We start from the raw sequence: 19091 nt of genomic DNA, 5'->3' as shown, positions 1-19091 counted from the left end.
TTGGGGATCGGACCTGTCAGTGCCGGGGGTAGCCCGGCACCCAGGAGGGCGCGTTTCCTCAAACCATGTACCTGAAGAGGACGCGATGACTAAGCGCAGTGAGGCGAAGTACAAACTCGATCGCCGTATGGGCCAGAACATCTGGGGCCGCCCGAAGAGCCCCGTCAACCGCAGGGAATACGGTCCCGGCCAGCACGGCCAGCGCCGCAAGGGCAAGCTCTCCGACTTCGGCGTGCAGCTGCGCGCCAAGCAGAAGTTGAAGGGCTACTACGCCAACATTTCCGAGCGTCAGTTCCACGGCATCTATGTCGAGGCGAGCCGCCTCAAGGGTGACACCGGCGAGAACCTGATCGGCCTGCTCGAGCGTCGTCTCGACGCGGTCGTGTACCGCGCCAAGTTCGTCTCGACGATCTTCGCCGCCCGCCAGTTCATCAACCACGGCCACATCAAGGTGAACGGCCGCAAGGTCAACATCTCGAGCTACCAGATCAAGGTCGGCGACGTGATCGAGGTCAAGGACGCCTCCAAGCAGCTCGCCCACGTTCTCGAAGCGAGCCAGCTCCCCGAGCGCGACACCCCCGACTATCTCGAAGTCGACCACGGCAAGATGACCGCCAAGTACGTGCGCATCCCCGGTCTCTCCGATGTGCCGTTCCCGGTGCAGATGGAGCCCCATCTGGTCGTCGAATTCTATTCGCGCTGATAGTTCGGCAGATCAACACTCAAAGGCCCCGGTTTTCCGGGGCCTTTTTGTTTGCGGTAGCCACTCCCACGTCTCGGACCATCCGTGCTATCCTTGCACATAGCGGAGTTGACCATGACGCGTCTTCTGGAAGAGGCCTTCAACAAGGTTTCCGGCTTGCCCGATTCAGAGCAGGACGAACTGGCGCGAGCCCTGCTTGAACTCGCCGGGGTTGATCAGCCTCCGATCCAGCTGACAGCGGCAGAAGAGGCCGACCTCGCCGAGGCCGAAGCTGAGATCGCTCGCGGTGAGCTGGCCAGCGCCGACGAAGTCCGCGCCATGTGGGCCAAGCACGGGCTGTGAAGGTCCGTTACACGAAACGGGCGCTCGCCCAAATCGACGAAGCTCTGACCTACATCAATGCGCGCTCGCCCCAGGGAGCCACGCACGTCCGCGACCGCATTGTCGCGCTCATCGCGCTGCTTGAGGATCGCCCTTATGCAGGACGTCAGACCACTCGCGCATACGTCCGTCGCTTGCCGGTCAACCCTTATCCATATCTGATCGATTATCGTGTTACCTCGACAGAAATCGTTATTATGCGATTTCGCCACGCCGCCCGGCGTCCACCCAGAACTCGTTGACCGCGAGTGAAGCCATTCTCTCAGGGAGCAAGTTGATGCTCTACACCCCTCCCCCGATCGATCCCAAGGCGCCGCCGGTGCGCATCAATCTGCTGTCGGATACGCAGACCAAGCCGACGGCTGCAATGCGCGAGGCGATGGCGCGCGCGGAAGTCGGTGACGAGCAGGTCGGCGACGATCCGACCGTGAATGCGCTGTGCGGGCGCGTCGCCGAGCTGATGGGCAAGGAGGCCGCGGTCTACATGCCCTCCGGCACGATGTGCAACGTCACCGCAACACTGGTGCATTGCCGTCCCGGTGACGAGATCCTCGCGCATGAGACCGCGCACATCATCGCCCGCGAAGGCGGCGCGCATGCCGCGATCGGCGGCTTCCAGGTGACGCAGCTCAAGGGCGCCGACGGCCAGTTCACGCCGGAAACATTCCGCAAGGCGCTGCACCCACGCACGCGCTACCAGCCGACCCAGACGGTCGTCAGCGTCGAGCAGACCGCCAATATCGGCGGCGGCACGATCTGGAAGAAGGCGGCGCTCGACGAGATCGTCGCGATCGCCAAGCAACATGGCCTCCTCACCCACATGGACGGCGCACGCCTGCTCAACGCGACAGTGGCAAGCGGCATCTCGCCGCGCGACATGACCGCAGGCTGGGATTCGGCCTGGATTGATTTCTCCAAGGGCCTCGGCGCGCCGATCGGCGGCGTGCTCGCTGGCACCCGTGCCTTCATCGATGCGGTCTGGCAGTGGAAGCAGCGGCTCGGCGGCTCGATGCGGCAGGCCGGCGTCTGCGCGGCCGCCTGTATCTACGCGCTCGACCATCACGTCGACCGCCTCGCCGACGACCACGCCAATGCGCACGCGCTCGCCCGCGGCCTGTCGCAGATCTCGGGCGTCGAGGTGCAGGAGCCCGAGACCAACCTCGTGTTCTTCAAGCCCGACGGCGCCGGCGTGCCCGGCGACAAGATGGTCGCCGCACTGCGCCAGCGCGGCGTGACGCTTGCGATGATGGACGGCCGCATCCGCGCCTGCACCCATCTCGACGTCAATGCGAGCCAGATCGAGGAGACGATCGGCTATGTCAGAGAGATCGTGCGCGGGGCGTAACGCGCCAAAACAAGAATCTATCGCCCCATCGCCTGATAGATCAGCGTCTTCAGCGCGAGCTGAATTCGGCCGCGTTGCGACGGGGTCTGCACCATGAAAATCCCGAACAGATCGTCTTCGGGATCGATGAAGAAGAAGGTGCCGCCGACGCCGTCCCAGCGATATTCGCCGAGCGGCCACGACGTGCCCGGTGGCACCGAGGTGCGGACGGCGACGCCGAGGCCGTAGCCGGAGCTCTCGCCCGGGTAATAGTTCTTGTCGCGCTCGACGTGAGTCTCAGGACCGACGTGATCCGACGCCATCACGGCGAGGCTCTCCGGCTTGAGATAGCGCCGGCCCTCATAGCTGCCGCCGTTGAGCAGCATCTGTGAGAAGCGTGCATAGTCGCCGACGGTGCCGACCAGGCCGCCACCGCCAGACTCCCACTTAAGCGGTTTCCTGATATCGCGGACCCGCGTCATCGGGCTGATCGCACGATCCTCCGGCATCGGCTCGGCGATGCGCGGCCACTTGGCGGGATCTGCGACATAGAACGCGGTGTCCTTCATCCCGAGTGGATCGAGCAGCCGCTCCTTCGCGAACTCAAACAGCGATTTGCCCGATATCACCTCGATGATGCGGCCGAGCACGTCGGTGGAGTGGCCGTAATCCCAGATCGTGCCGGGCTGTTCGGCGAGCGGCAACGCGGTGATCTTCGCGACCAGTTCGGCGTTGGTCGAATCCTTGTCGAACAGACCGGCGTCTGCATAGAGCTTGTTCACCAGGCCCCCGCCATAATAGCCGTAGGGGATCCCGGCGGTGTGGCGCATCAAATCCTCGATCGTCACCGGACGGTTGAGCGGCTCCAGCTCCAGCGAGATCTTGTCGTCCTCGGCCTTCTTCTCGACGCCGACCTTCATGCCGGCAAAGGCCGGAATGTACTTCGAGACGGGATCGTTGATCGCGAGCTTGCCCTCTTCGACCAGCATCATCGCCAGGACGCACGTGATCGGCTTCGACATCGAATAGAGCCGGAAGATCGTGTCCGCGCTCATCGACATCTCGGTCGCGACATCGCGAACGCCGAAATTCTCGCAATAGACCGGCTTGCCGTGCTGCTGAAGCAGCAGGATCGCGCCCGGAAACTTGCCGGTCGCGATCTCGTTCCTGATGTAATCGGAGACTTTTGAGAGGCCCTCCGGCGTAAAGTTGTGCGCGCGGCCCTCGGAGCCCGCTTGCGCACCGGCAACGCCGAACAAAAAGACGAGCGCCGCAATCAGCCCGCGGCGCCCGAACATGTCACTTCTCCATGGCTTCATAGACTAGCTGCTTCAATGTCCGTTGGATGCGCTGGCGCTCGGTCGGGGTCTGTTCCAGCAGCACAAAGAACATGTCCTGCTTGGGGTCGATCACGAAATAGCAGCCGGAGGCGCCGTCCCACTTCAATTCCCCGAGATCGCCGGGCGGCGGCGGTTTTGCGTTGCCGGGATCAGTGCGGACGGCAAGGCCGAGCCCGAAGCCGAAGCCATCGCCGGGGAAATAGAAATAATCGCGATCGACGCCGGAGCCGGGGCCGATCTGATCGGTCACCATCAGCTTGAACGTCTCGGGCTTCAGGATGGTCTTGCCGTCGAGCGAGCCGCCGTTGAGCAGCATCTGCGCGAAGCGCTCGTAATCGGCCATGGTCGTCACCATGCCGCCGCTGGCGAACTGGATCTTCTTGACGACCGTCGGATCGTTGATGCGGCCAACACGAAAATCGGCGTCATTCGGCACCGGCTGCGCCAGCAGTTTCTGCTTCTCGGGGTCCGTGACGAGGAAGCCCGTGTCGACCATGCCGAGCGGACCGAGCAGCGTCTCCCGCTCAATATCAAGCAGCGGCTTGCCGGCGGCGACTTCCATTACGCGTGCAAGGATGTCGGTGGAATGGCCGTATTGCCAGAGTGCGCCCGGCTGGTTGTGCAGCGGCAGCTTGGCGATTCGCTCGGCGAACTCGGCGAGGTCGAAATCGCCGTCATAGATCTTGGCGGCGCGATAGGCCTGGCGAACGAGGCTGTCGCCATAGAAGCCGTAGGTGATGCCCGAGGTGTGCGTCATCAGATCGCGCACCGTGATCGGCCGGTTCAGCGGCACGAGCTCGAGCGACCTGGTGCCGTCCTCGGCCTTCTTCTCGACGCCGACCTTCACATTGGCAAAGGACGGGATGTATATGGAGACGGCATCGTCGAGCTTGATCCTGCCGTCCTCGACCAGTTTCATCGCGGCCACCGAAGTGATCGCCTTGGTCATCGAGAACAGGCGGAAGATCGTCTTGTCGGTGATCGGCGTCTTGCTGACCACGTCCTGCACGCCGAAGGCCTCATGATAGGCCGGCTTGCCGTGCTGCTTGATCAAGACGGTTGCGCCGGCGATCTTGCCGGTCGCGACCTCGTTCTTGAAGAACTCGCTGATCCTCGCGAGCTTGTCCTGATTGAAATGCGCAGCGGCCGGAATCTCGTAGGTGCCTTCCGCACGCGCGAGCGACATCGCGCCAAACGATACAAGCGCGCCGCAGACGAGCGCACGTAGTCCAAAACGTAAAATCATATCCCCTCCCCGGAACATGGCCGGGCGCAGTGTACTGACGGCGTCATCAGGCACAAGGGTTGCCGTGCCGCGCGAGCGCATCGGCATGGAGTTTGGCGCTTGGCTCGGAGAAGCAGCAGAAAACGACCCGACCAACGGATGGCGCGGCGGGCAACATGTCGACCGTCGTGCGGACGGCGATCTCGGCCGCCCGGTCGGCTGGAAAACGATAGATGCCGGTTGAAATCGCAGGGAACGCCACTGAGGCCAGCTTGTGCGTTCCGCACAGCTCCATCACGCGGCGATAGCAGGAGGCGAGCAGATCGTCCTCGCCGGTTGTGCCGCCATTCCAGACCGGTCCGACGGTATGGATCACATGCGCCGCCTTGAGCCGATAGCCCTTGGTAATCTTGGCATCGCCGGTCTTGCAGCCATGGAGCATCCTGCATTCGGCGACGAGCTCGGGCCCCGCCGCGCGATGGATCGCACCGTCCACGCCGCCCCCGCCAAGGAGCGACGTATTGGCGGCGTTGACGATAGCGTCAATGCTCAGTGTAGTGATGTCAGCAACGATGATTTCGAGCTGGACGCCGCCGATCTGGCGCGTCAGCACCGTCACGTATCAGGCCGCGACCGCGACGCCCTTCTCGGAGAAGAGCTGCTGCAATTCGCCGGCCTGGAACATCTCGCGGACGATATCGCAGCCGCCGACAAACTCACCCTTCACATAGAGCTGCGGGATGGTCGGCCAATTCGAATATTCCTTGATGGCGTTGCGCAGTTCGGCGGATTCGAGAACGTTGAGGCCCTTATAGCCGACGCCGATGTGGTCGAGGATCTGGACGACCTGGCCGGAGAAACCGCACTGCGGAAATTGCGGCGTCCCCTTCATGAACAGAACCACGTCGTTCGACTTCACTTCGTTGGCGATGAATTCCTCGATGCTCATATCCGTGTCCTTTTGGGGCGGAGCCCTTAACAGCCAATTCGGGCAGGCTCAGCCGATTTAACCCGATACCTGCCTATATAGGTAGCCCAAACCGTTGTGCATCCAAAGTAAAATGGCAGCGAATGACCCCTGGGCGGCCGGGCCTGATGGCCCCGGCCCCATTGCATGACGGCACGAATATCATCACCGGGGAGGACTTTCATACCGTAACGGAGCCCCTATCTAGGACGAACCTTGGTTTTGGAACCGGGTCTCGCCAACAACGTTCTCTTGTCCTGTCTGGAGAAAAACGTGACGAAACAAGCCTCCGCTACGGCCAGTCCGCCGCTTTCGTCACCGTCGGCCGACCCGGGCGGCCTCGCCCCGAGGCTGGAGACCGCTTTTCTCGCCGTCCGCAACGAAACCGAGCGCCGCGCCGCGCCGCTCTCGCCGGAAGACCAGCAGATTCAGTCCATGCCGGATGCGAGCCCCGCGAAATGGCACCGGGCGCATACCACCTGGTTCTGGGAGCAATTCTTGCTCGGCGAGCACGCCCCTGGCTACCGGCCCTTCCACCCCGACTTCGCCTTCCTGTTCAATTCCTATTACGTCAGCGCCGGCCCCCGCCATGCCCGCAATCATCGCGGCGACATCACCCGGCCCAGCGCCGACGAGGTCGGCGCCTATCGCCGCTATGTCGATGCGGCGGTCGTCAAATTCTTCCGGGAGGCCGGCGAGGACACGCTCCGCGCGATCGCGCCACTGGTCGAGGTCGGGCTCAACCACGAGCAGCAGCATCAGGAATTGATGTTCACCGACATCCTGCACGCCTTCGCGCAGAATCCGGTTTATCCGGCCTACGATCGCGACTGGCGCTTTCCGTCCGCGACTCGCACCGGCGACGAATGGCTGACGCTCAACGAAGGCATCCACACCGTCGGCCATGGCGATGACAGCTTTCATTTCGACAACGAAAAACCCGCACATCGCGCGCTCGTCGGCCCGGTCAAAGTCGCCCGCAATCTCGTCACCAATGGCGAATGGCTCGCCTTCATGCGCGACGGCGGTTACCGGACCGCAACGCTGTGGCTGATGGACGGTTTTGCTGCCGTCAGCAAGGAAGATTGGCAGGCCCCGGGCCATTGGCGCGAGGTCGATGGCGCGTGGCAGGTGATGACCCTCGCCGGCCTCAAGCCAATCGATCCCAACGCGCCCGTCTGCCACGTCAGCTATTACGAGGCCGATGCGTTTGCGCGCTGGGCCGGAAAACACCTGCCGACCGAGATGGAATGGGAGGTCGCCGCGCGTGCGGGCGCGCTCAACGACGCCTTTGGCATCGTCTGGCAGTGGACGCGTTCTTCGTATTCACCCTACCCCGGCTACCGCGCCATCGAGGGCGCGCTCGGCGAGTACAACGGCAAGTTCATGGTCAACCAGCTGGTGCTGCGCGGCTCCTCGCTGGCGACGCCCGACGGTCACAGCCGCGTCACATATCGCAACTTCTTCTATCCGCACCACCGCTGGCAGTTCACGGGACTGCGGCTCGCCGACTACGAGTAAACATTATCCGACGACAAATACGCGCCGGACAGCGCGTTCAGGAGAGTATCATGAATGTGCACGCCAGCGCTTTGGCCGAAGCCCATCTGCCTGACGAACAGACGACCGCCTTCGCCCGCGAGGCCATCGAGGACCTCTCGCAGCAGCCAAAAAAACTGTCGCCGAAATATTTTTATGACGCGACCGGATCGGAGCTGTTCGAGGCGATCACGCGCCTGCCGGAATATTATCCGACGCGCACCGAACTTGCGATCCTGAAGGAGCGCGGCAGCGAGATCGCAAAGATCATTCCTGAGCATGCGGCGCTGGTCGAGTTCGGCGCAGGCGCGACCACGAAAGTCCGTCTGCTTCTGAATCAGTCCAGGTTCGCGGCCTATGTGCCCGTCGATATCTCCGGCGATTTCCTGAAGGCGCAGGCCAACGGGCTGAAGCGGGACTTCCCCTCGCTCGGCATCTATCCGGTGGCCGCCGACTTCACCACGCCGTTCGAGCTGCCCAAGGCGGTCGCGACGATGCCCAAGGTCGGCTTCTTCCCCGGCTCGACCATCGGCAATTTCGAGCCGCATGAAGCCCAGGCGTTCCTGAAGAGTGCACGCCAAATCCTCGGCAAGGGCGCGCAGATGATCATCGGCGCCGACCTCGAGAAAGAGGAGCGCCTGCTCCACGCCGCCTATAACGATGCCGCCGGCGTCACCGCACGGTTCAACCTCAATGTTCTGGTGCGGATCAACCGCGAGCTCGGCGGCAATTTCGACCTCTCCGCCTTCACCCACGGCGCGATCTACAATCACGCGCGGCACCGCATCGAGATGCACCTGATCAGCCGAAAGAGCCAGACCGTGCGCCTGCTCGGCACCAGCTTCTCGTTCAAGCCGGGCGAGAGTATCCACACCGAGAACAGCTACAAATACAGCCTCGAGCGTTTTGCTGTGCTGGCGCAAGGCGCCGGCTGGCGTGTTCGCGAGAGCTGGACGGATGCAGCCAGGATGTTCTCGGTGCACGCGCTGGAGGCGGTGGAGTAAAGCTCCAGCGCGTCCGGCGGCTCAGTGCTCCTCGGCCTGTTCCGGCTTCGATCCCAGCGACACCGACTCCCACACCGCGACGACGATCATGACCACGCTCGTCGCGACCGACAACCAGAGTGGCGAGAGATCGGCAGCGAGCCACCACAGCGCCAACAGCAGGATGATGCCGATGCCGTGCGAGAGCTGAAGGAAGCCGCGGATCGAGTGCTTGAACAAAATGGTGCCAACCAGGAACACCAAGGGACCACCGATCGTGCTGACGATGGTGCGGACGCCGGAATGTCCGGTCGGGTGCTTCAGCACCAGCTCGTCCGAGACCGCAGTCAGGATGATGCCGGCGATGATCGGCATGTGCAGATAGGTATAGGCCAGCCGCGCCAGCCGGCCCGAATCGGCGGTCTTCGAGATCAGCTCGGCGCCGGCCTCGGCGCCCTTGTGGAAATAGATCCACCACATCGCAATGCTGCCGACGAGCGCGGAGACGAATGCCAGGATGTTGCCCGCGGTCCAGTCTAGCTCGGCAAAGGTCGTGCCGTTGACGACGACGGCCTCGCCGAGCGCGATGATGACGAAGAGGGAGCACCGTTCGGCCATGTGGCCGCCTTCGACGCGCCAGGCCTCGACCGACGAGAAGCCCAGCCTCGGGACCCAGAAGCGCACCGCGGGCGCGATGTACTCCCAGCTGACCGCTGCGATCCACAGCCATAGCCGCGTCTCTCCCTCGGACAGGCCGCCCGCGATCCACAACACCGCGGAGATTGAAAGCCATGTCAGGATCCGGATCGCGTTGTGCCGCACGGCGGTTCGATGCCGCGGGGTCGCCAACAGCCAGAAGGCGGTCCGTCCGACCTGCATGGTCGCGTAGGCGATCGCGAACCAGAGGCCGCGGCCATCGAACGCGGTCGGGATCGTCGTCGACAGCACGAGGCCGCCCAGCATCATCAGGAAGACCAGGATGCGGACCGGCGTCAGCTCGGGGTTGAGCCAGTTGGTGACCCAGGCGGTGTAGACCCAGACCCACCATACCGCCATGAACAGCAGCGTAACCTCGACCGCCCCAAGCGGCGTGAAGTGGTGCAGCAGCGTGTGCGACACCTGCGTAACGGCGAAGACGAAGACGAGGTCGAAGAACAGCTCGGCATTGGTGACGCGGCTGGGCTGGTTCGGCAGGATGACACGAAACAACGCGCCGCGTGGGTTGTCCGCAGCCATCATCGCCCCCGTCGCGCGGTCAGGTCACGTGCCCTCAGATCAAGCGCCCGGCACGCCGGTTTGCAGCGCGAGCGCATGCAGCACGCCGCCCATCTGGCCCTGCAGCGACCGATAGACGATCTGGTGCTGCTGGACGCGGGATTTGCCGCGGAAGGATTCCGAGATCACGGTCGCGGCATAGTGGTCGCCATCGCCGGCGAGGTCACGGATGGTCACCTCGGCATCGGGGATCGCTGCCTTGATCATCGCCTCGATATCGTGGGCGTCCATGGGCATTCGGGTCTTGCTCCTCAGTGTCGGCTTTACAGCCTCGGCGTCGAATCGCTTGCCGGGGTCCCCTCGCCGGCTGGGCCAAACTTAGCGTGAACGGCCTTCTACGTCACGCCTTCAGGCACTATATCCCTGATCCCATCAGGATAAAGGCACGACAAAGTGCCGCGCGCGGCAGATTGATCGAAAAGGCGTGAAATCATGAAGCTTCCAGGCCCCGACCACCCCATCACCATCACCCAAAACCCCCGGCGCGTCCGCGTCACGGCGGGCGATATCGTGATTGCCGAGAGCACCAAGGCGCTGACGCTGAAAGAGGCCAAATATCCGGCGGTGCAATATGTACCACGGGCGGACGCCAACATGGCGCTGCTGGAGCGCACCGAGCGTACCACCCACTGCCCCTACAAGGGGGACGCCAGCTATTACAGCATCAAGGCCGACGGCAAGACGCTCGACAACGCCATCTGGACCTACGAGACGCCGTTCCCCGCGATGGCGGAGATATCAGGCCATCTTGCCTTCTATCCGGACAAGGTGAAGATCGAGGAAGTCGGCTAAGCCCTCTGGCGCCCTGACGCCGGGGGATCATTGGGTCGCCTCCCCTCTGTCGACACAAGGCACGAGATGCCGCGCAAGGCCGCAAGACTAATCGGGGTCTCGTTGCTGGGGTTGGCCGGCGTCCTCGTCGCATTGTCGGCTGCTGGGCTAGGGTTTCGCGCCTATCGTCAGCACGTTGCTGCCGAAACTCTCGCGATCCGCTCGCCGAAGGGCGTGCAGGAAGGCGCGTTCGTCGAGATCGGCGGCATCAAGCAATGGATCCAAATTCGCGGCGAGGATCGGGATAACCCGGTCCTCTTGTTCGTCCACGGCGGCCCCGGAGGCTCCAGTTGGCCAATGTCGTCGGGCTGGCGCCCTTGGGAAAAGCATTTCACCATTGTGCAATGGGATCAGCGCGGCGCCGGTCGCACCTATGGCGCGGCTGGAGACGCACTCGCACCGACGATGACACTCGAGCGAATGACGCAGGATGGCGTCGAGCTGGTCGAATATCTGCGGGCGCATCTACAGAAGGACAAAATTGTCCTTGTCGGGCATTCCTGGGGCTCATTCCTGGGCATTCATATCGTCAAGCAGCGCCCGGATCTGTTTTATGCCTATGTCGGCACGGGACAGGTGGTCGGCAGGGCGACATTCGAGAAGTCATTCGAGCTCGCGATCACGCATCTGCAAGAGTTGGCGCAGTCCGCTGGCAACAGCGAGGCCCTGACGGAATTGGCGCCAATTGCGGCACGACCGCTGATGAATCCGCAGAATCGACTGGTCGCTGACAGGTGGAGCAAGGCGCTGGCCCTGCCATCCATCGAGAGCTTCCAACTGGCGGGTCCAATCCCGCCTCCATTCATGCCGGATTTCTCGCTGCTGGATTGGTACTACTGGCGCAAAGGCATGGCCTTCTCCGCAAGATATCTGCGCGGACGAGAGGGCCCGATGTTCAAGCGCGACGTCGCCTCGCTCGGACTCGCATTTCCGATCCCGGTGATCTTCATCGAGGGCGATGCCGACTACAACACGCCGAGTGAGCCGGCCGAACAGCTATTCAACCAGATCACGGCGCCGCATAAGGAATTCGTGCGGATGCACGGCGGGGGTCACTTCATCCCGTTCGATCGTCCCGATGAGTTCTTGGCGGAGCTGGTTGCCCACGTGAGACCACTCACAGACAATTGAGAGCCGGCGCGACGGCCCGTTACGCCCTGAAGATCGTGAGCCCGAGTATCAGCAGCACCAGGAAGATCACGACGAAGATGTAGAACAGGAAGCGCGCGATGTCGGCGGAGGCGGCCGAGATGCCGGTGAAGCCGAGCACACCTGCCACAATCGAGATCAACAGGAAGATCAGCGCCCATTTCAGGATCGTCATTCGCCAGCTCCGCCGCGTCTGTGCCGCCTTTTGGCGGCCCTCAAGCATTTCGTGAACGCTAACTTCGCCACCCGGAACTGGTTCCTGAGGGTACCGGCCGGTGCAACGAATGGCCCAAACTGGGCTTGCTGAATTCGGTTCCGGGCGGCAGAGTCGTGCAGGGGACAGAGACACAACCGGGGGCCACCATGAGCACGATCTCACAGTCAGCGACGATTGGCGCCGAAGCGCATGCCTCGCCAAAAAGCAAGACACGCAACCTGTCGCTCGATCGCGCCCGCACCTTCCTGACGCTGGTGGTGCTGCTGCACCATGCCGTCATCCCCTATACCTATTTCGGTCACACCGACCCGAAGTTCTTCTTCAGCTTCGACATGATCGTACTCGCCACCGACAGCTTCTTCATGGCGATGTTCTTCTTCCTGTCGGGCTTGTTTGCGTGGTCAGGCATCGCCCGCAAGGGAGCGCTGAGCTATTTGGCAGATCGCCTGCTGCGGCTTGGGCTGCCGTTCGTGATCTGCGCATTCACGATCATTCCACTCGCCTACTACGCCATCTCGCTCCGGCAAAATCCCGAGATCGGCTTCTCGGAGTACTGGTGGAATATGGTCACGAAGGGCCCGTGGCCGAGCGGGCCGATCTGGTTCCTCTGGGTCCTGCTTGGCTTCGACGTGGTTGCCTGCATCCTGCATCGTCTGTCGCCCAACCTGCTCGATCCGATCAATCGCCTGTCGCTGCACGGCCGCCGCCGGCCCGCGGTGTTCTTCGCGGTCATGCTTGCCGTCACCGCGGCGTTCTACGTTCCCGGGCTGATGTATTTTGGGCCAAGCAGCTGGCTCGAGTTCGGGCCGTTTTCGGTCCAGCATGGGCGCGTGATGCTCTATGCGACCTACTTCTTTTTCGGCGCCGGCATCGGCGTTGCGAATATGGATCGCGGATTGCTCTCGGCTGAAGGCAGGATGGCCAAGGTGAGCTGGGACTGGATGGTCCTGGCAATCGTTCCGTATTGCCTGCTCTGGGTGCTGATCTTCATCAAGCGAGTGATACTCGGAAATCCGTCACCGCTGCCGAACTGGTATGAGGGGCTCTATGCCGCCTGCTTCGCTGTCTTCAGCGTGGCCATCATGTTTCTGATCCTGGCCTTCTTCCAGCGGTTCAAACAATCGGGTTCGGCCAGACTACTCGATCCGATGCAGGCGGACGCCTATGGCATGTTTTTGGTGCACTACCCGATCGCGCTTTGGCTGCAATACTTGCTGTTCGACTATGACCTGCCAGCGATCGTCAAGGCGACGGTTGGATTCGTGCTGACAGTCGCGTTCAGTTGGGCGCTGACGCGCGCCTTGCGCCAGATCCCCGGGGCAACGCGGATATTGTAGGGTACGCCATCCCCCGGTCATTGCGAGCGTAGCGAAGCAATCCAGGCTGTCTCCGCGGAGAGATTCTGGATTGCTTCGCTTCGCTCGCAATGACGGAGAATGCGGAAACAGCTTACGCCGTCTTCCCGCCCATATAATCCGGCAGCCAATGCTCGTGCGACCTCCGCAAGCTCTCGATCGACACGGGCGTCTCGCCCGCGATCGCGATCGCATCGCCACCGGTGGTGCCGATCCGCACGCAGGGTACCTCGCAGCCGCGCATCTTGGCGAGCACGCGGCCGGCTTCCGTTTCCGGCACGGTGACGAGATAGCGCGCCTGGTCCTCGCCGAACCAATAGCCGTGCGAGACAAGCGAAGTCGGCGCAGCCAGCAGCTTCGCGCCGAGACCGCCGGCCATCGCCATTTCGGCGAGCGCGATCAGCAGGCCACCGTCGGAGAGGTCGTGCACGGCGGTCGCGGTGCCTGCATGGATCATGCCGCGCACGCAGTCGCCGTTGCGCTTTTCGGCAGCGAGGTCGACCGGCGGCGGCGCGCCCTCCTCGCGACCGCAGATGTCGCGCAGATAAACGGACTGGCCGAGCCAGCCATGGGTGTCGCCGATCAGGAGGATCGCCTCGCCCTCGGCCTTGAACGCGAGCGAGGCCGACTTGGTGAAATCGTCGAGCAGGCCGACACCGCCGATCGAGGGCGTCGGCAGGATCGCGCGGCCGTTGGTCTCGTTGTAGAGCGAGACGTTGCCTGAGACGACCGGGAAGTCGAGCGTGCGGCACGCTTCCGAGATGCCCTTCAGGCAGCCGACGAACTGGCCCATGATCTCGGGGCGCTCGGGATTGCCGAAGTTGAGATTGTCGGTGATCGCGAGCGGCTTGCCGCCGACCGCCGTGATGTTGCGCCAGGCTTCCGCCACGGCCTGCTTGCCGCCCTCAAACGGATCGGCCTCGCAATAGCGCGGCGTGACGTCGACGGTCAGCGCCAGGCCCTTTGGCCCGTCCTGCACGCGCACGACCGCGGCGTCGCCACCGGGGCGCTGCATGGTGTTGCCGAGGATGACGTGGTCGTACTGCTCCCAGACCCAGCGCTTGCTGCACATGTCGGGCGTGCCGATCAGCTTCTCCAGCGCCGCACCGAGCGTGATCGGGGCCGGCACCTCGCGCGCATGCACGATCGGCAGCGCGGCGGAGGGGACATGCGGACGGTCATAGAGCGGCGCCTCGTCGCCGAGCTCCTTGATCGGCAGATCGGCCATGACGTCGCCGCCATGCTTGACCACGAAACGCTTGCTCGGCGTGGTGTAGCCGACCACGGCGAAGTCGAGGCCCCACTTCTTGAAGATCGCCTCGGCTTCCTTTTCCTTCTCGGGCTTGAGCACCATGAGCATGCGCTCCTGGCTCTCCGAGAGCATCATCTCGTAGGCGCTCATGCCGGTCTCGCGGGTCGGCACCGCGTCGAGATCGAGGTCGACGCCGAGGTCGCCCTTGGCGCCCATCTCGACCGCCGAGCAGGTCAGGCCCGCCGCGCCCATGTCCTGGATCGCGATGACGCAGCCCTTCTCCATGATCTCGAGGCAGGCCTCGAGCAGAAGTTTTTCGGCGAAGGGATCGCCGACCTGCACGGTCGGGCGCTTCTCCTCGGACTTGTCGTCGAACTCGGCCGAGGCCATCGAGGCGCCGTGGATGCCGTCGCGGCCCGTTTTGGAGCCGAGATAGACGATCGGCATGTTCACGCCGGAGGCGGCCGCATAGAAGATCTTGTCGGCATCGGCGAGACCCACCGCCATCGCGTTGACGAGGATGTTGCCGTCATAGCGGGTGTGGAAGCGCACCTGGCCGCCGACGGTCGGCACGCCGAAGGAATTGCCGTAGCCGCCGACACCGGCGACGACGCCGGACACTAGGTGCCGGGTCCTGGCATGCTCGGGCGCGCCAAAACTCAGCGCGTTCAGGCAGGCGATCGGACGCGCGCCCATGGTGAAGACGTCGCGCAAGATGCCGCCGACGCCGGTGGTCGCGCCTTGATAGGGCTCGATGTAGCTCGGGTGGTTGTGGCTCTCCATCTTGAAGACCACGGCCTGGCCATCGCCGATGTCGATCACGCCGGCGTTCTCGCCGGGGCCCTGGATCACCCAGGGCGCCTTGGTCGGCAGCCCCTTCAGGTGGATGCGCGAGGATTTGTACGAGCAGTGCTCGTTCCACATCGCCGAGAAGATGCCGAGCTCGGTGAAGGTCGGCTCCCGCCCGATCAGCTCCAGGATGCGCTCGTACTCGTCGGGCTTGAGCCCGTGGGCGGCAACCAATTCGGGGGTGATCTTTGGTTCGTTCTTCATGGATTTTGGGCTTTCGGCGGGCTTTGGCCGTTCTTAGGAACATCGGGGGCTCACGAAAAGCCCTTTATGGCGCATTTTCCCGCTGTCCCGCATTTTGCGGCCGGAGGATGCGGGAACAGGAATTGCAAGGCGCTGACGGATCGGATTTAAGGGCTAACGACCCGCAATTGAAGGCCCATGTCCTTGCACGAATTGACCAAAGCCCCCTCTACCCGCCGTCCCGACCTGCACGTCGCCACCGAGGGCGAGTTCAAGGGCTGGCGGACCTGGATTCGCGACAGTTTTGAGAGCCATATCGGTCCGTTCTGGCATAAGATCGAGGACGACGGCAGCGTCCGCTCAGCGTTCCGGGTCGAGAAAAAGCACCTCAACGGCTCCGGGAACGTCCATGGCGGCTGCTTCATGGCCTTCGCGGACTATTGCCTGTTCGCCATAGCCACCCACGAGCTGGACGGCCCGGCCGTGACCACCAATTTCGCCTGCGATTTCCTCGAAGCGGCGCGCGAGGGCGAGCGGGTCGAATGCACAGGCGAAGTGTCCCGCGCGGGCGGCTCGCTGATCTTCCTGCGCGGCAAGCTGACCTCGGCCGGCCGGCCGCTGTTCACGTTCTCCGGCACGATCAAGCGGGTGAAGCGGAAGTCTCAACCGAACACTTAGCATCAAGCAGCAATCCGCTCGCCAACTGTCGAAATGCGTCCACGGCCTTGTTCAGCACGGCTTTCGGATCGTCGGCTGCGGCGACCCATAATGCGGCACTGAGCGCGGCGCCGTTCAGCAATCGCCCCGCCGCTTCAACATCCACAGGCTTCACCACCTTCTCGTCGATCAGTGAACGGATCGTTCGCATGGTGATGTCCAGGCAGGCGTTCTCGCCGGGCCATTTGGATGGATCACCGAGTACGGCAGGCCCATCCAGAAGCATGATGCGCTGAATCTCAGGATCGAGCGCCATTTCGATATAGGCGCTGCCCTCTGCGAGCAGGCCTTGCCACAAGGTGGGCGCTTGCTCCCGGATCGCACGGAGCCGTTCCGCCATTTCGCCGTCGATCTGCTCGATGACGGCCCAGAGCAGTCCCTTCTTGTCTTCGAAATTGTGATAGAGCGCGCCCCGCGTCAGGCCGACCGAGGCCGTCAGCTCATCCATCGACGCGTCTGCATAACCTTGCGTGGCGAACGCCTTGCGCGCGGCGCGGATGAGCTGGCTCCGATTTTCCGCCATGGCTGCGGCGCGCTTTCCCTCGACCATGCTCGCTCGGTTTCTGGTTGACATACGCCCCGTATGTGAGCGACATCTCACATACGAAGCGTATATGAATGATGTCACGGCCGGCGCCGCATGGCAATTCGGCCGTCTGCTCCACCGTTCTGTCGAAAGGCTCAAGACATGCCCCAACGCGAGGCCATCTTTCCCGCTAACCGCCATGCGCTTTACCAGGCGCATCGGTATTCCCCGGCGATCCGGTCCGGCGACTTGCTCTTCGTCTCAGGGCAGGTCGGCAGTCGTGAGGACGGCTCACCCGAGCCGGTGTTCGAGGACCAGGTCCGGCGTGCGTTCGCCAATTTGCGCGCCGTGCTCGCAGCTGCCGGATGCACGCTGGACGATGTGGTGGATGTCACCACGTTTCACACCGATCCCGACAAGCAGGTCGAAACGGTGATGGCTGTCCGCAGCGCGGAGATTGGTGACGCGCCCTATCCGAACTGGACGGCTGTTGGCGTGAATTGGCCTGCCGGGTTCGACTTCGAGATCAAGGTCGTCGCCCGGATTCCTTCAGCCGCCTAAAGCCTCTCCCGGCAATGCTGGAGGCGCCTAGGGCTTGACGTCATCAGCCAGCATCTTCCGGTATTTCTCGACGTCGCGCGTTACGAGCTTCTGGAGGACCTCGGGCGTGTGCTCGTCGGGATCGGGCGCGACGGTCGAAAGGTCGGCAAAACGCTTCTTCACCGCGTCGGTTTCCACGGCCGTGCGCGCAGCCGCGTTCAGCTTGGCGATGACGGCCGGCGACGTGCCCTTGGGCGCGAACAGGCCGTTCCAGCCCTGCGCCTCGAATTCGGGCAGGCCGGCTTCAGCGGAGGTCGGCAGATCACGCAGCGTCGTGAGCCGCACTGTCGAGCCGACCACGAGCCCTCTCACCAGCTTGTCGTTGATCGACTGCGACACGGAGGCCGCGGCATCGCAGACGCCGTCGATCTGGCTGCCGATCACATCCGTCAGCGCGGGCGAAGCACCGCGATAGCCGACCAGCGTCGCGTCGATGCCGGCGGCCGTCACGAAGCTCTTGCAGATGAGGTAGTTCGACGAGCCGACGCCGGCATGGCCGAGATTGATCTTGCCCGGATTGGATTTGGCGTAGGCGATGAACTCCTTCAGATCCTTCGCCGGAAAATCCTTGCGCAGCGCGACGATGCCGAATGTCTTCGCAACCATCGCAGTCGGCGCGAAGGAGTCCGGCGTGAACGGGAGCTTGGGATAGATCGTGTAGGTCGCGGCATTGGTGCCGGCATTGCCGATCGCGATGGTGTAGCCGTCCGGCTCGGCGCGGGAGGCACGCGCCAGCGCGGTCGAGCCACCGGCCCCGGCAACGTTCTCGATCACGATGGACTGGCCGAGCGCCACGCCCATCTGCTCTGCGACCGTGCGCGCGATCACGTCCGAGGTGCCGCCGGCCGCGAACGGCACGATCATGGTGATCGGACGCTTTGGGAAATCCTGCGCAAACGCAACCGTCGCAAACGACAGCGCCGCGATCGCGGCGAGAGCACGCTTCACCACGAACGAAATCACGCGGCCTTTTCCAGATGCGCGGTGAGGCCTGCGAACAGGCCGCGGCCGTCGGTGCAGCCCATGATGTCTTCGACGTGGTTTTCCGGGTGCGGCATCATGCCGAGCACGTTGCCCTTGTCGTTGACGAGGCCGGCGATGGAATGCGCCGCGCCGTTGATGTTGTGGCTCTCATCGACGGCACCGTCGGCCGCGCAGTAGCGATAGAGCACCCGCCCCTCGCCTTCGATGCGCTTGATGGTCTCTTCGTCCGCTTCGTAATTGCCCTCGCCATGCGCGACCGGGACGCGGATCACCTGGCCCGCATTGTAGCCGCGGGTGAACGGCGTGTCGGAGCGCTCGACGCGCAGATGCACGTCCTTGCAGATGAATTTCAGCCGCGCATTGCGCATCAGCACGCCCGGCAAGAGGCCGGATTCGCAGAGGATCTGAAAGCCGTTGCAGACGCCGAGCACGAGGCCGCCCTTGGCCGCATAGTTGCGCACCGCGTCCATCACCGGCGCCCGCGCCGCAATCGCACCACAACGCAAATAATCGCCGTAAGAGAAACCGCCCGGCACCACCACGAGATCGGTGCCCGCGGGCAGCGAGGTCTCGGCGTGCCACACCATCGCGGGCTCGTTGCCGGAGATCAGCCTCAATGCGCGCGCCATGTCGCGCTCGCGGTTGATTCCGGGAAAGACGAGGATGGCGGCTTTCATGCTTCGGGTTCCGA

22 protein-coding genes are annotated in these 19091 nt (G+C 63.5%); 11 read left to right on the top strand and 11 right to left on the bottom strand.

What is annotated here, in order from left to right; all coding sequences use genetic code 11:
- The first annotated feature begins 85 nt into the window (after nucleotides 1-85).
- The 4 genes from rpsD (at nucleotide 86) to JJC00_RS15110 (ending at nucleotide 2429) form a co-directional block, all read left to right on the top strand.
- Nucleotides 86-703 carry a 30S ribosomal protein S4 gene (gene rpsD / locus JJC00_RS15125; protein WP_200473331.1) on the top strand — a complete coding sequence of 206 codons (618 nt, stop codon included), beginning with the start codon at nucleotides 86-88 and terminating at the stop codon, nucleotides 701-703.
- Nucleotides 704-817: 114 nt separating this feature from the next.
- On the top strand, nucleotides 818-1045 hold the full coding sequence (locus tag JJC00_RS15120) for a hypothetical protein (RefSeq protein WP_200473330.1): 228 nt from the start codon (nucleotides 818-820) through the stop codon (nucleotides 1043-1045).
- Nucleotides 1024-1326 (top strand): type II toxin-antitoxin system RelE/ParE family toxin, encoded by a 303-nt coding sequence (locus JJC00_RS15115; RefSeq protein WP_200473329.1) that lies wholly within the window; start codon nucleotides 1024-1026, stop codon nucleotides 1324-1326. Before JJC00_RS15120 ends, JJC00_RS15115 begins: the two co-directional genes overlap by 22 nt.
- A gap of 35 nt (nucleotides 1327-1361) precedes the next feature.
- Entirely contained in the window at nucleotides 1362-2429 is a 1068-nt protein-coding gene (locus tag JJC00_RS15110; protein ID WP_200473328.1) for a threonine aldolase family protein, read from the top strand.
- A gap of 17 nt (nucleotides 2430-2446) precedes the next feature.
- On the opposite strand, the gene JJC00_RS15105 is transcribed toward JJC00_RS15110, so the two are convergent.
- The 4 genes from JJC00_RS15105 to grxD are packed head-to-tail and all read right to left on the bottom strand — an operon-like array spanning nucleotide 2447 to nucleotide 5922.
- Nucleotides 2447-3706: a serine hydrolase domain-containing protein gene (locus JJC00_RS15105; protein WP_200473327.1), complete on the bottom strand. Its 1260-nt coding sequence runs from the start codon at nucleotides 3704-3706 to the stop codon at nucleotides 2447-2449.
- Nucleotide 3707: 1 nt separating this feature from the next.
- On the bottom strand, nucleotides 3708-4994 hold the full coding sequence (locus tag JJC00_RS15100; RefSeq protein ID WP_200473326.1) for a serine hydrolase domain-containing protein: 1287 nt from the start codon (nucleotides 4992-4994) through the stop codon (nucleotides 3708-3710).
- A 46-nt stretch (nucleotides 4995-5040) separates the two neighbouring features.
- Nucleotides 5041-5592: an O-acetyl-ADP-ribose deacetylase gene (locus tag JJC00_RS15095; protein ID WP_200473325.1), complete on the bottom strand. Its 552-nt coding sequence runs from the start codon at nucleotides 5590-5592 to the stop codon at nucleotides 5041-5043.
- A 3-nt stretch (nucleotides 5593-5595) separates the two neighbouring features.
- Nucleotides 5596-5922 carry a Grx4 family monothiol glutaredoxin gene (gene grxD, locus JJC00_RS15090; protein ID WP_200473324.1) on the bottom strand — a complete coding sequence of 109 codons (327 nt, stop codon included), beginning with the start codon at nucleotides 5920-5922 and terminating at the stop codon, nucleotides 5596-5598.
- Between the two features lie 240 nt (nucleotides 5923-6162).
- On the opposite strand from grxD, the gene egtB reads away from it, so the two are divergent.
- Nucleotides 6163-7461, top strand: coding sequence for an ergothioneine biosynthesis protein EgtB (egtB, locus tag JJC00_RS15085; RefSeq protein ID WP_200474125.1), 1299 nt, complete (start codon nucleotides 6163-6165; stop codon nucleotides 7459-7461).
- A gap of 50 nt (nucleotides 7462-7511) precedes the next feature.
- The gene (gene egtD / locus JJC00_RS15080; RefSeq protein WP_200473323.1) at nucleotides 7512-8483 is read left to right on the top strand and encodes an L-histidine N(alpha)-methyltransferase; all 972 of its coding nucleotides are present in this window, start codon (nucleotides 7512-7514) and stop codon (nucleotides 8481-8483) included.
- A 21-nt stretch (nucleotides 8484-8504) separates the two neighbouring features.
- Here the strand turns inward: egtD and JJC00_RS15075 are convergent, their stop codons facing one another.
- Together JJC00_RS15075 and JJC00_RS15070 are read right to left on the bottom strand one after the other, a co-directional pair.
- Nucleotides 8505-9698: a low temperature requirement protein A gene (locus JJC00_RS15075; RefSeq protein WP_200473322.1), complete on the bottom strand. Its 1194-nt coding sequence runs from the start codon at nucleotides 9696-9698 to the stop codon at nucleotides 8505-8507.
- Nucleotides 9699-9737: 39 nt separating this feature from the next.
- Nucleotides 9738-9974 carry a BolA/IbaG family iron-sulfur metabolism protein gene (locus tag JJC00_RS15070; protein WP_014494139.1) on the bottom strand — a complete coding sequence of 79 codons (237 nt, stop codon included), beginning with the start codon at nucleotides 9972-9974 and terminating at the stop codon, nucleotides 9738-9740.
- Between the two features lie 195 nt (nucleotides 9975-10169).
- Here JJC00_RS15070 and JJC00_RS15065 point away from each other — a divergent pair, with 195 nt between their 5' ends.
- Together JJC00_RS15065 and JJC00_RS15060 are read left to right on the top strand one after the other, a co-directional pair.
- Entirely contained in the window at nucleotides 10170-10529 is a 360-nt protein-coding gene (locus JJC00_RS15065; protein WP_200473321.1) for a DUF427 domain-containing protein, read from the top strand.
- Nucleotides 10530-10595: 66 nt separating this feature from the next.
- Nucleotides 10596-11699, top strand: a complete 1104-nt coding sequence (locus JJC00_RS15060; RefSeq protein WP_246774218.1) for an alpha/beta fold hydrolase — start codon at nucleotides 10596-10598, stop codon at nucleotides 11697-11699.
- Between the two features lie 19 nt (nucleotides 11700-11718).
- Here the strand turns inward: JJC00_RS15060 and JJC00_RS15055 are convergent, their stop codons facing one another.
- A complete protein-coding gene (locus JJC00_RS15055) occupies nucleotides 11719-11892 on the bottom strand; it encodes a DUF1328 domain-containing protein (RefSeq protein ID WP_027534540.1) in 174 nt (57 codons plus the stop codon).
- A gap of 188 nt (nucleotides 11893-12080) precedes the next feature.
- On the opposite strand from JJC00_RS15055, the gene JJC00_RS15050 reads away from it, so the two are divergent.
- Complete coding sequence (locus JJC00_RS15050) at nucleotides 12081-13271, top strand: acyltransferase family protein (RefSeq protein WP_200473320.1); 1191 nt, start codon at nucleotides 12081-12083, stop codon at nucleotides 13269-13271.
- A gap of 112 nt (nucleotides 13272-13383) precedes the next feature.
- Here the strand turns inward: JJC00_RS15050 and purL are convergent, their stop codons facing one another.
- Nucleotides 13384-15594 (bottom strand): phosphoribosylformylglycinamidine synthase subunit PurL, encoded by a 2211-nt coding sequence (gene purL, locus JJC00_RS15045; protein WP_200473319.1) that lies wholly within the window; start codon nucleotides 15592-15594, stop codon nucleotides 13384-13386.
- Nucleotides 15595-15777: 183 nt separating this feature from the next.
- Here purL and JJC00_RS15040 point away from each other — a divergent pair, with 183 nt between their 5' ends.
- On the top strand, nucleotides 15778-16251 hold the full coding sequence (locus tag JJC00_RS15040; protein WP_200474123.1) for a PaaI family thioesterase: 474 nt from the start codon (nucleotides 15778-15780) through the stop codon (nucleotides 16249-16251).
- Here the strand turns inward: JJC00_RS15040 and JJC00_RS15035 are convergent.
- Complete coding sequence (locus tag JJC00_RS15035; protein ID WP_200473318.1) at nucleotides 16214-16840, bottom strand: TetR/AcrR family transcriptional regulator; 627 nt, start codon at nucleotides 16838-16840, stop codon at nucleotides 16214-16216. The two genes, JJC00_RS15040 and JJC00_RS15035, sit on opposite strands and share 38 nt — an antisense overlap.
- Nucleotides 16841-16978: 138 nt before the next feature.
- Between JJC00_RS15035 and JJC00_RS15030 the strand changes: the two genes are divergently transcribed.
- Nucleotides 16979-17377, top strand: coding sequence for a RidA family protein (locus tag JJC00_RS15030; RefSeq protein ID WP_200473317.1), 399 nt, complete (start codon nucleotides 16979-16981; stop codon nucleotides 17375-17377).
- 27 nt (nucleotides 17378-17404) lie between these two features.
- Here the strand turns inward: JJC00_RS15030 and JJC00_RS15025 are convergent, their stop codons facing one another.
- Nucleotides 17405-18379: a tripartite tricarboxylate transporter substrate binding protein BugD gene (locus JJC00_RS15025; RefSeq protein WP_200473316.1), complete on the bottom strand. Its 975-nt coding sequence runs from the start codon at nucleotides 18377-18379 to the stop codon at nucleotides 17405-17407.
- On the bottom strand, nucleotides 18376-19077 hold the full coding sequence (gene purQ / locus JJC00_RS15020; protein WP_200473315.1) for a phosphoribosylformylglycinamidine synthase subunit PurQ: 702 nt from the start codon (nucleotides 19075-19077) through the stop codon (nucleotides 18376-18378). Before purQ ends, JJC00_RS15025 begins: the two co-directional genes overlap by 4 nt.
- Between the last annotated feature and the right edge of the window lie 14 nt (nucleotides 19078-19091).

Origin of the sequence: Bradyrhizobium diazoefficiens (genome assembly GCF_016616885.1) — a bacterium.
In the GTDB taxonomy this organism is placed as follows: Bacteria; Pseudomonadota; Alphaproteobacteria; order Rhizobiales; family Xanthobacteraceae; genus Bradyrhizobium; species Bradyrhizobium diazoefficiens_F.
Note: the sequence above shows the minus strand (reverse complement) of the source record. Positions and strands in the feature narration are given on the sequence as shown.

Coding starts and splice junctions, on each gene's coding strand:
- rpsD (WP_200473331.1), top strand. CDS start 86: ATGACTAAGCGCAGTGAGGCGAAGTACAAACTCGATCGCCGTATGGGC.
- JJC00_RS15120 (WP_200473330.1), top strand. CDS start 818: ATGACGCGTCTTCTGGAAGAGGCCTTCAACAAGGTTTCCGGCTTGCCC.
- JJC00_RS15110 (WP_200473328.1), top strand. CDS start 1,362: ATGCTCTACACCCCTCCCCCGATCGATCCCAAGGCGCCGCCGGTGCGC.
- JJC00_RS15105 (WP_200473327.1), bottom strand. CDS start 3,706: ATGTTCGGGCGCCGCGGGCTGATTGCGGCGCTCGTCTTTTTGTTCGGC.
- JJC00_RS15100 (WP_200473326.1), bottom strand. CDS start 4,994: ATGATTTTACGTTTTGGACTACGTGCGCTCGTCTGCGGCGCGCTTGTA.
- grxD (WP_200473324.1), bottom strand. CDS start 5,922: ATGAGCATCGAGGAATTCATCGCCAACGAAGTGAAGTCGAACGACGTG.
- egtD (WP_200473323.1), top strand. CDS start 7,512: ATGAATGTGCACGCCAGCGCTTTGGCCGAAGCCCATCTGCCTGACGAA.
- JJC00_RS15075 (WP_200473322.1), bottom strand. CDS start 9,698: ATGGCTGCGGACAACCCACGCGGCGCGTTGTTTCGTGTCATCCTGCCG.
- JJC00_RS15070 (WP_014494139.1), bottom strand. CDS start 9,974: ATGCCCATGGACGCCCACGATATCGAGGCGATGATCAAGGCAGCGATC.
- JJC00_RS15065 (WP_200473321.1), top strand. CDS start 10,170: ATGAAGCTTCCAGGCCCCGACCACCCCATCACCATCACCCAAAACCCC.
- JJC00_RS15060 (WP_246774218.1), top strand. CDS start 10,596: ATGCCGCGCAAGGCCGCAAGACTAATCGGGGTCTCGTTGCTGGGGTTG.
- JJC00_RS15055 (WP_027534540.1), bottom strand. CDS start 11,892: ATGACGATCCTGAAATGGGCGCTGATCTTCCTGTTGATCTCGATTGTG.
- JJC00_RS15050 (WP_200473320.1), top strand. CDS start 12,081: ATGAGCACGATCTCACAGTCAGCGACGATTGGCGCCGAAGCGCATGCC.
- purL (WP_200473319.1), bottom strand. CDS start 15,594: ATGAAGAACGAACCAAAGATCACCCCCGAATTGGTTGCCGCCCACGGG.
- JJC00_RS15035 (WP_200473318.1), bottom strand. CDS start 16,840: ATGGTCGAGGGAAAGCGCGCCGCAGCCATGGCGGAAAATCGGAGCCAG.
- JJC00_RS15030 (WP_200473317.1), top strand. CDS start 16,979: ATGCCCCAACGCGAGGCCATCTTTCCCGCTAACCGCCATGCGCTTTAC.
- purQ (WP_200473315.1), bottom strand. CDS start 19,077: ATGAAAGCCGCCATCCTCGTCTTTCCCGGAATCAACCGCGAGCGCGAC.